Origin of the sequence: Bacillus sp. G16, assembly GCF_021282335.1 — a bacterium.
Taxonomy (GTDB): Bacteria; Bacillota; Bacilli; order Bacillales; family Bacillaceae; genus Bacillus; species Bacillus inaquosorum.
This window is the reverse complement of record NZ_JAJSOZ010000038.1, coordinates 1-5,468: the sequence shown is the minus strand read 5'-3', so window position 1 is coordinate 5,468 and position 5,468 is coordinate 1. Positions and strand designations below refer to the sequence as shown.

Genomic DNA, 5,468 nt, shown 5'->3' with positions numbered 1-5,468 from the left:
TAGTAAAACTCTGTAAATTCCTTTATAATTTGAGGGAGATGAAATATTTTGGATTAGAGGGATTTTAATGAAGTCAACATTCAAAGAATTTTATTTTGATAATAAGAATTCTGATATATGGATAAACTCAGTAGTTATTTTAGATGCTAATGTTTTATTAAACCTTTATAGATACTCAAAGGAAACTTCAAGAAAGCTGCTATCATTATTAAAAAAATCACAAGAGCGTCTTTGGCTACCTCACCAAATTGCTTTAGAGTTTCATTTAAATAGAACGAATGTAATTCTTGATCAACAGACTTCTTACGAGAAAATTGAATCAATTTTAAGTAAAAAGTCTTCAGAAATAGAGACCAGTCTAAAAAAAGAGTTAGCGTCTTATAGGAAAAAACATGTCACATTAAGTATTGACTCAATAATAGATCAAGTTAAGGAAGCGATTAATACTTTAATCTTGGAGATTAAACAGGAAAAAGAAGATCATCCACAATTGCTTAGAAATGACCATATTAAATTTGATATTACAGAAATATTCGAGAATAAAGTTGGGAAACCGTATGGAAAAAAACGGCTTGACGAACTAGCAAAAGAGGCGGAGCAAAGATACAAGTTAGAAATTCCACCTGGTTATGAGGATGCATCTAAAAAAGGAGCTAAATTTTACAATGGCGAAATCATACTAGAGAAATATGGAGATTACATTCTGTGGAAACAAATTATAGACTTTGCAAAGGAAAAACAGACAAACATTATTTTTATCACAGACGATGAGAAAGATGATTGGTGGTATAAATCTAAAGGAAAAACCATCGGTCCAAGAAGTGAGTTGTTAAATGAGTTTAATTTTATAACAGGCAAGGAATTTTATATGTTCAAACCTGAAATTTTTATGAAAGAAGCAGGAGACATTTATAGCGAAAACTTTTCTGATAATACAATTTCAGAAGTTAAAGAAATAAGCAAGGAAAGTGCTGATTACTCTTTTTATAGTAGGCATGGAAAAAGCATTGAACCTATGAATACAAAGGATCATTTAAATGAGTATTACTATGGAGAAGCTGTATCATCAATAAATTCTATTATCTCAATATTACATAATAGGTTTTTATATAATTCCGACATAGATGAAGTATTTCAAACTTTTTCATTTAATAAGGAATTTAGTTACTACACTATAAGTTCTAATACTCCTCATAAAAAACAATCAGAATACAAATTTGAAACTAAAATATCCCTTAGAGTATATATGAGTGAATGGGATAGTATTGGAGAGATGTTAAATTACAGGATTCTTAAGCATTTCGTCTCTCGCATGCCGGATTGTTTAATAAATATAATAGATTAAGTCCAAGATGGAAAGCCTGCGGACACTGAACTCACAGCATTTACGCTGTTTGTTTGGTGTCCTTTTTATTTTAATAATCAGGAGGTAAATATGAATCAATTAACACTAAACCTGCCTCAAATTGACGAAGAAGCCACTAAAGCAAAAGTAGAGCAACTGCTTGATCAATACCGGTTATATCTCTTACAGGTGCCAGAAGATTTTTTACCAAAGGTTACACCTACTTACAGCATTGTTCCGCCAAGCATCACAAATGAGTTTCATTCTTCAACAGAAGAGGCAGCATTAAAGCGTCTTGATTGGGAGATTCAGCGTGACAAATTCTTAAAAAGGATTCAAAGGGCTGTTAACCGGCTTTCTCAAAGAGAACGGCAGATCATTGTCATGCTCTATATGCAATCGGAAGAAATGTATGATTACGAGGTATATGCAGAAATGGGCTTGAGTCAGCGCAGCTATTATCGTATAAAAGCAAAAGCTTTCTATCGGCTGGCGTTTGCTCTGAGAGAAGAAGTCTACAAGAAAGGGGCGGCTTCTTGATGAATTTTGTTCAGCCTATACGTGATCCGGAATGTATCTTCTACATCAAAATATTTTTAATAGAGCAAAACATGAGGAATTACATGCTATTCGTGACCGGTATTAATTCAGGGCTCCGCATATTCTGCAGCTGAGAGTGAGAGACGCTAAACGGGCATACTTCAATCTCATAGAGAAGAAAACGAAAAAGAAAAAGAGAATCGATATGACGCCAGCTCTTCAAAGATTTAAGGCCTATGTCGAAGGGAAAGAGGATCATGAATTTCTTTTTAAAAGCCCGGAAGGGATTAACAAGCCAATATCCCGGTCGAAGGCATACAAGATTCTCAGGGCAACTGCTGAGTATGTTGGTTTAGATGACATCGGCACTTATACATTGAGGAAAACATTTGGCTATCACTTTTACAAACAAACGAAGGACATTGCCATGCTGCAGGAGATATTTAATCACTCGGACCAACGGACAACCCTGCGGTATATTGGAATCAATCAAGACGCCATGAACAAAGCTTTGAAGAAATTCAAAATATAACCAGTCTCATCCAACAACAAGGATGGGCCTTTTTCTTTGCATTTTTCGTCAATTCCTCAAAAATAACAGGTGATTTAGGGATATTGGTTAGAAACAGAGAGGATAAGGGGTTGGCTCAGTTCGACGAGTTGCACAGTATATAAGATATGGATAATTCATAGATTTGTTAGTAAGATTTAAGTTAAGGGAAACAAACAGGAGGAAACTATAATGATATTGCCAATTGAGAAGTGGTTAAATGAACAGGAATTTAAAGATGATATAAAAGATTTATTTATTGAGTCTATAACATGTTATAAAGCTTCAGCTTATAGGGCAGCACTTTTATTTTCTTTTTTGGGTTTTCAGTCAATTATTAAAGATCGAATACTCACTTCAGAAAAGCCAGCAAACTTAAAAGATCAAAAATGGGATGCTATAACAAAAAACTTAAGAAAAGACGATTCATGGGATCATGAAGTTAACGAATGTATAAAAAGAAACGATGAAAATAGTAGAATCTTTGATATAACAGATGATCAGAGGCAACAGGCTGCTTACTGGAAAAATAGAAGAAATGATTGTGCACATTCTAAACAAAATAAAATTGATTATTCTCATGTAGAATCTTTTTGGCTATTTTTAAAATCAAACCTACCCAAATTTGTAGTAAATGGTGGGGTAGATTCATTGTTACAGAAGATAGATAGACACTTTAATCCTGATTACACTAGTTTAAAAGCAGATCCTAGCAAGCTAATAAAGGAAGTACCTGATATATTAAACAATGATGAAGATATAGATAAGCTTATCCAAGGAATCTATGAAGTATTCTTAAAATATGATGATAATCATCAAACAGTCCCCAATGCAAGAGAGGTATCTTTTTATAATGAACTGATTAAAATTCCAAAAGTATCTCAGAGCGTAATTGATTTAATTAAGAAGAGGGAAAATTTTGGTCTTGAAGTGTATTTTTTATATGTTTACCCCCAACAAATCACAAAATTTTATCATAGCCAAGAAAGTATCCGGAATTTTTGGAGAACAAAACTGATAGAAATAGGTCCTAGGAGTTTTAAAATTTTTGCAGCTTTATTAAGAAATGGATTGATTGATAATGAGAAAGAAGAGGCTATTGAATTTTTTATAAGGAATAATCCATTTAATATATTTTCTGAGGATGTAAATGTTATTAGTGAGTTGCGAATAAATGGATACTTTGATTACTACAAAAAAGTTGTATTTGAAGATAGATTAATAAATGATTTTAAATGGGCTAATATCGCAAACCAATCAATTCGTAAGCATTTAAATGAAATTGGTTTAGATGACGTTGTTTGTGAGTCGATAAACAGTGTTTTTTCTTCAGCGCCTTATCCATGGGATATGCAGAAAACTCTACAATTGTATTTCCTTGATAAAAGTAAAAGAGATGAATATATCCATGTATGTTCATCTTTGGGGATAGTACCAACAAGCAACTTAGGGTTTTAATATATGGCATAAACTTGGCAGGATAACGGCACACCATTTTGTTTTCCATGATGTAATATGGTAATAGATAATAAGAGTCAAATGTATAAAGACTTTGTCGGAATAGAAAGGGTGTCGTAATAGTGAATTGGGATTTTTTGAGGTTTATTATTATTCCAATAATTGTGGTCATATTAACTGCAGCCTTAAGTCATATCCTAACAACTAAGGCTGAGACGAAAAGAAGAATTTTTGACAAAAAATATGACTTGTATTTGGAGTTCGTTCAGATAATATCTTCAGCTGTAAGAGCACAAGCCTCTGATAAGATGGCCCTGGCCAGTGATTTACTTGCAATAAAAATGAAAGTAACTTTGATTTGTAACAAAGAAATTATTGATTTGTTTCTAGACATTGGTGAATTGGATCTAAGGGATGCTAAAAAGTTGCGATTATTTTATGATGTTATGTTACTAATGAGAAAAGAACTTGGTTTAAGCAATGATTCACTTGATATACAACAGCTTGATAGATTATTAAACAACAAAGCAAATAATTCTTTATGAAAGTTCTCAGCTAATAGTTTAAAGTTTTAACTGGAGCCTGTCACAAAAGGTTCGACAAATTCTGCAAATAGTTCATTGTTATACTTTGTCACCGATAATAAAGTGTGGAGGTGGAACTAATGACTTTTAATGTTGTTTTTAGATTTGATGATGATAATTCTACATCAACTAGAATTGAAGCTGAATCTGCAAGAGCCCTGATCGAAGAGATTAAAGCATGTAAAGATTGGTATGAATTTGAACTTAATGGAACAAATTTTGTAATAAACATGCAGCAGGTCACTTCTTTTACAGTCAGAAAGAGATAAGTTTTTTAGAGCATCCTACTGGGTGCTTTTTTTATATTCTCTGTAACTGCTTCCGGCAATCTCAGGATTGACAAATGGCGGCTGACGGATTCTGAGCATGGGCTTGGTTTAGAGAGAATATGAGGAGTATTTCCAATAGAGAGGACACTTTCTTCAGTTGTAAATATGCTATTAAACTATTTCTAGGGGGGAAATATAAAAGGATATCAGTTTAACTGATATCCTTAAAGAATTAACCCTTAGGTGGAAAAGGATCTTTACCATGACTATCACGAGCTCTTATTTTTCCGTCTCTGCCGTGTATTAGTAATTCAGATCCTTGATTTTGTGTAATTTTTCTTGCTGCATTAATGGCATCTTGTTGAGTTTTATGAACTGATGAAGGACGTTGATTGCCTGCACCTTTTACTTGCCAACCATTGGGATGCTTTGTGACATGTTGATTCGGCATTTGAACCACCTCCTTTCTAGTAATATTATAACTTTGTAAATAGTGGGTCATAGTATTATAAAGAATCAATCGTTCGACAAATTTTGCAAAATGTTCTTTGTCATAATCTATTGCCGATATTAAGGTAGGAGGTGAAAACATGACTAGAACAATTAATGTTAATCAGCAACATTTGTTAGAACAATTGGCAGGTGGATCGGTAAACCGTCAATGCACAATAGAAGCTCTAATTGATATTCTCATCGACAAAAAGGTATTTACTGAAGAAGAA

General features: G+C 33.1%; 6 protein-coding genes and 1 pseudogene. 6 read left to right on the top strand and 1 reads right to left on the bottom strand.

What is annotated here, in order from left to right:
- Positions 1–67 precede the first annotated feature (67 nt).
- From LWH95_RS21260 to LWH95_RS21235, 6 genes and pseudogenes are all read left to right on the top strand, one after another.
- Positions 68–1,345, top strand: a complete 1,278-nt coding sequence (locus LWH95_RS21260; protein ID WP_232920332.1) for a PIN-like domain-containing protein — start codon at positions 68–70, stop codon at positions 1,343–1,345.
- A 90-nt stretch (positions 1,346–1,435) separates the two neighbouring features.
- The gene (locus tag LWH95_RS21255) at positions 1,436–1,885 is read left to right on the top strand and encodes an ArpU family phage packaging/lysis transcriptional regulator (protein WP_232920331.1); all 450 of its coding nucleotides are present in this window, start codon (positions 1,436–1,438) and stop codon (positions 1,883–1,885) included.
- Positions 1,885–2,417: pseudogene (locus LWH95_RS21250) on the top strand (tyrosine-type recombinase/integrase). Before LWH95_RS21255 ends, LWH95_RS21250 begins: the two are co-directional and overlap by 1 nt.
- 210 nt (positions 2,418–2,627) lie before the next feature.
- Positions 2,628–3,893 carry a hypothetical protein gene (locus LWH95_RS21245; protein ID WP_232920330.1) on the top strand — a complete coding sequence of 422 codons (1,266 nt, stop codon included), beginning with the start codon at positions 2,628–2,630 and terminating at the stop codon, positions 3,891–3,893.
- Positions 3,894–4,015: 122 nt separating this feature from the next.
- Positions 4,016–4,438: a hypothetical protein gene (locus LWH95_RS21240; RefSeq protein ID WP_232920329.1), complete on the top strand. Its 423-nt coding sequence runs from the start codon at positions 4,016–4,018 to the stop codon at positions 4,436–4,438.
- A 119-nt stretch (positions 4,439–4,557) separates the two neighbouring features.
- Positions 4,558–4,746, top strand: a complete 189-nt coding sequence (locus LWH95_RS21235) for a hypothetical protein (RefSeq protein ID WP_105990359.1) — start codon at positions 4,558–4,560, stop codon at positions 4,744–4,746.
- Positions 4,747–4,978: 232 nt separating this feature from the next.
- Here the strand turns inward: LWH95_RS21235 and LWH95_RS21230 are convergent, their stop codons facing one another.
- On the bottom strand, positions 4,979–5,197 hold the full coding sequence (locus LWH95_RS21230) for a DUF2188 domain-containing protein (protein ID WP_199397897.1): 219 nt from the start codon (positions 5,195–5,197) through the stop codon (positions 4,979–4,981).
- Positions 5,198–5,468: the final 271 nt, after the last annotated feature.